Source organism: Mycobacterium sp. (assembly GCF_035697385.1).
Classification (GTDB): domain Bacteria; phylum Actinomycetota; class Actinomycetes; order Mycobacteriales; family Mycobacteriaceae; genus Mycobacterium.
In genome coordinates, this window is the sequence record NZ_DASSCY010000060.1 from 1 (window position 1) to 4,309 (window position 4,309).

Annotated in this window: 3 protein-coding genes; 2 read left to right on the forward strand and 1 reads right to left on the reverse strand. The window is 65.4% G+C overall.

The genetic code is table 11. The features are described from left to right. Positions 1–819, reverse strand: an 819-nt coding sequence (locus VFH65_RS05620; protein WP_353320163.1) for a helix-turn-helix transcriptional regulator, incomplete at its 3' end; no start/stop codon positions are given. A 56-nt stretch (positions 820–875) separates the two neighbouring features. Here VFH65_RS05620 and VFH65_RS05625 point away from each other — a divergent pair. Together VFH65_RS05625 and VFH65_RS05630 are read left to right on the forward strand one after the other, a co-directional pair. After that, on the forward strand, positions 876–2,561 hold the full coding sequence (locus VFH65_RS05625) for an AMP-binding protein (RefSeq protein ID WP_353320164.1): 1,686 nt from the start codon (positions 876–878) through the stop codon (positions 2,559–2,561). Between the two features lie 5 nt (positions 2,562–2,566). Further along, positions 2,567–4,174 carry an AMP-binding protein gene (locus tag VFH65_RS05630; RefSeq protein ID WP_353320165.1) on the forward strand — a complete coding sequence of 536 codons (1,608 nt, stop codon included), beginning with the start codon at positions 2,567–2,569 and terminating at the stop codon, positions 4,172–4,174. Positions 4,175–4,309 lie beyond the last annotated feature (135 nt).

Here is a 4,309-nt window from a genome sequence, read left to right on the forward strand (position 1 = left end):
TCGGGCCTTGGACACCGCCTCGTGGCGGGTGTGGGCGCCGAGTTTGGCCGTCGCACTGCGAAGATACCTCTTGACCGTCTCCGGCTTGAGTGAAAGACGTTGCGCTGCTTCGGCATTGGTGCATCCGAGCGCGACCTGGGCGAGCACGTCGAGCTCTCGCGGCGACAATTCAACCTCGGGTGACGAACCGCCCCGCGCCAGTCGATCAGCGAGCACGCGCAGCTGCGCCCGCAGCGCAGGCGGTGCCGACGGGTCCGCGGCAAGGCGGCGCAACTGCGCGTGCACTTCGCGGACCTCCTCGGCCCGGGCTCCGGCGCCATTCGTCGCCGCGGCCTCCCGCATGCGCATCCGCCGGTCGACCTCGTCGCGGATCCTCAACTCGCCGCTCAGCCGTCGTGCGGACCCGATCATCAGGTCTGCCGTGCGATCCCCGATGGGCGCTGCCGCCCGGTACGCGCCGTACAGCACCGCACGGGCATGACCCTCCACGACCACAGGAACGGCGAGGATCGACCTGATGCCCTCCTCGACCACCGGCCCGTCGTAATCGTGCGTAATGGTGGCGGCCTTGCGGTAGTCCGCGACCGACATCGGCCGCCCGGCCACCATCGTCGCGCCGCCTAGGCCCGCGCTGGGTCGCACCGCCAGCCCGCGCATGCTGGCGGTTCGGGTGCCGACGAACTCCGTGAGCAACAGCGTCGCGCCGTACACCTCACCGCCGAACGTCACCGGCAGCCCGGCCGCCGCAGCGACGTGGCGCAGCTCGGCGCGCAACGCGTCGGCGTCGCGCGGCCGCAACAGCGGCGAGTCGAGTGGCATCGGGATCCCCTCATCTGGGGGTAGCGGGCTAGAGGTGTGACGTAGATCCTATCGATATGGCCAGCAACACCGAGCGGTATCGCAGCGCCCGCGACCAGCTCGTCCATGACTACGCAAAGGCCGCCGAGACGTTTTCGTTCCCCAGACTGACCGGCACCTTCAACTGGGCAACGGATTGGTTCGACGTGATCGCCCGAGGCAACGACCGCACGGCGCTGTGGGTCGTCGAGGAGGACGGCGGCGAGCACAAGGTCACGTTTGCGGATATGGCGGAAGGCTCGGACCGGGTTGCGACGTGGCTCGCGGACCTCGGCGTCGGCAAGGGCGACAGGGTCATCCTGATGCTGGGCAATCAGGTCGAGCTGTGGGAGTCGATGCTCGCCGTGGCGAAGCTCGGCGCCGTGATCATGCCGACCACCGGCGCACTGGGGCCGGCCGATCTTGCCGACCGCATCGAACGCGGCGGGGCGCGGTTCGTCATCGCCAATTCTGCCGATGCCGCCAAATTCGACGGCGTGCCCGGTGACTACACCCGCATCGCTGTCGGCGATTCGGTCGACGGCTGGCACAGCTACTCGGCCGCGTACGCGTGTGCTTCGGCGGGGCCGTTCACGGCGCCAACCGCCGTCGACGATCCGATGCTGATCTACTTCACCTCCGGCACCACGAGCAAGCCGAAGTTGGTGGAGCACTCACAGGTCAGCTATCCGGTCGGGCACATGTCGACGATGGCGTGGATCGGCGTGCGGCCCGGCGACGTGCACCTGGCGATCAGTTCACCGGGTTGGGCCAAGCATGCGTGGAGTTGCTTCTTCGCGCCGTGGATCGCCGAGGCGACGATCTTCGTCTACAACTACGCCCGGTTCGACGCCGCTGCCCTGCTGGGCCAGCTCCGTCGCGCGGGCGTGAACACGTTCTGCGCACCACCGACCGTGTGGCGCATGCTCATCCAATCCGATCTCGGGCCGAAACCCGAAGGGCTGCGCGAAATCCTGGGAGCGGGTGAACCGCTCAACCCCGACGTCATCGCTCAGGTGGAACGCGCGTGGGGACTGACCATCCGCGACGGTTTCGGCCAGACCGAGACCACGCTGCAGGTCGGCAATACGCCGGGTCAACCGGTGAAGCCGGGCTCGATGGGACGGCCCATGCCCGGCGTGCCTGTCGTGCTCATCGACCCGCTGACCGGTCAGCCCGCCGATGAAGGCGAGATTTGCCTTGACTTACAACGCAATCCGCTGAACCTGATGACCGGCTACCTCGGCGATCCGCGTCGCAACGAGATCGCGATGGCAGGCGGTTACTACCACACCGGCGATGTCGCCAGCCGCGACGAGGACGGCTACATCACCTACATCGGCCGCACCGACGACGTGTTCAAGTGTTCGGACTACAAGGTCTCACCGTTCGAACTCGAAAGCGTGTTGATCGAGCACCCCGCCGTTGTCGAGGCGGCGGTGGTCCCTCAGCCCGACGACACCCGCCTGGCGGTGCCCAAGGCGTACGTGTCATTGGCAGATGGATGGGATGCCGACGCGGACACTGCGAAGGCGATCATGGAGTACGCCCGCGATCACCTCGCGCCGTACCTGAAGGTGCGTCGCGTCGAGTTTTACGAACTGCCGAAGACCATTTCGGGCAAAATCCGCCGGGTCGAGCTGCGCCGGCGTGAAGATGAAGCACATCGCTGCGGCGCTCCGATCACCACGGAGCATCGCTACGAGGACTTGGTGGAGAACTGATACTGATGAAGTCATACGACGCAGGACCGACCGACTCGCCGATCATTGAGGAGACGATCGGCGAGAACTTCGAACGGACCGTTGCGACGCATCCGGACGCTGAAGCTCTAGTCGATGTCGCCGCGAACCGTCGCTGGACCTACGCCGAACTCGACGCCGAGGTCAACCTGGTCGCGCGTGGGCTGATGTCGCTCGGGATCGAAAAGGGTGAGCGCGTAGGCATCTGGGCGCCGAACTGCGCGGAGTGGACGATCGTGCAGTACGCCACGGCGAAGATCGGCGCGATCCTGGTCAATGTCAATCCCGCGTACCGCACCCACGAACTGGCGTACGTGCTGAACCAGTCGGGTGTTCGCACGCTGATCTCCGCGACAGCGTTCAAGACCTCGGACTACGCAGGCATGGTCGCCGAGGTGCGTCCGGATTCTCCTGACCTGAAGGAGGTTCTGTTCCTGGGCACCGGCGACTGGGAGCGCCTCCGCGAGGGCGTCGTTGCCGAGGACGAATTGCGAACCCGCATGGCCTCGTTGGCCAACACTGATCCCATCAACATCCAATACACCTCGGGGACAACTGGTTTCCCGAAGGGTGCAACGCTGTCGCACCGCAACATCCTCAACAACGGATACTTCACAACCGAGATCATCGACCTAGGGCCGGATGACCGGCTCTGCATCCCGGTGCCCTTCTACCACTGCTTTGGCATGGTGATGGGCAATCTGGGCTGCACCACCCACGGGACGACGATGGTCATTCCCGCGCCGGGCTTCGACCCTGGGCTGACGCTGGCGACCATCGAATCCGAAAGGTGCACCGGTGTGTACGGCGTGCCGACGATGTTCATCGCGATGCTCGGGCACCCGGACTTCGCCGACCGCGACCTGTCGTCGCTGCGCACCGGCATCATGGCGGGATCCGTCTGTCCGGTCGAGGTGATGAAGCGCTGCGTCAACGAGATGAACATGACCGAGGTTGCCATCGCCTACGGGATGACCGAGACGTCACCGGTGTCCTGTCAGACGCTCATCGACGACGACCTTGAGCGCCGCACCGCATCGATCGGCCGGGCGCACCCGCATGTGGAGGTCAAGATCATCGACCCGGAGACGGGCGACATCGTCGAGCGGGGACAGCCAGGCGAGTTCTGTACGCGGGGTTACTCGGTGATGCTGGGCTACTGGAACGACGAGGAGAAGACCCGCGAGGCGATCGACGCCGACGGCTGGATGCACACCGGCGACCTCGCGGTCATGCGAGAAGACGGCTACTGCAACATCGTTGGGCGGATCAAGGACATGGTGATCCGGGGTGGGGAGAACGTTTATCCGCGGGAGGTTGAGGAGTTCCTCTACACCCATCCCGACATCGAGGACGCGCAAATCATCGGCGTGCCCGACGAGAAGTACGGCGAGGAAATCTGTGCCTGGATCCGGATGAAGCCCGGTGCTGGCACGCTCGACGCCGACGCCATCCGTGCGTTCGCCGCCGGAAAGATCGCCCACTACAAGGTCCCCCGGTACATACATGTGGTCGACGAGTTCCCGATGACAATCACCGGCAAGGTGCGCAAGGTCGACATGCGCGCCGAAAGCGTGAAGCTCCTCGGCCTCTAGTTTCCGCCGAAACGGTATTCCAGCAGAGAAAGTTCGAGTAGGCGCCCGCTGGAATACAGTTTCGCGGCTTGTCGGTGGTGGCGGCCAGTATGCGGTCATGGGGGAGGTATTTGTCGGCGGTGAGGCGGTCGCCGA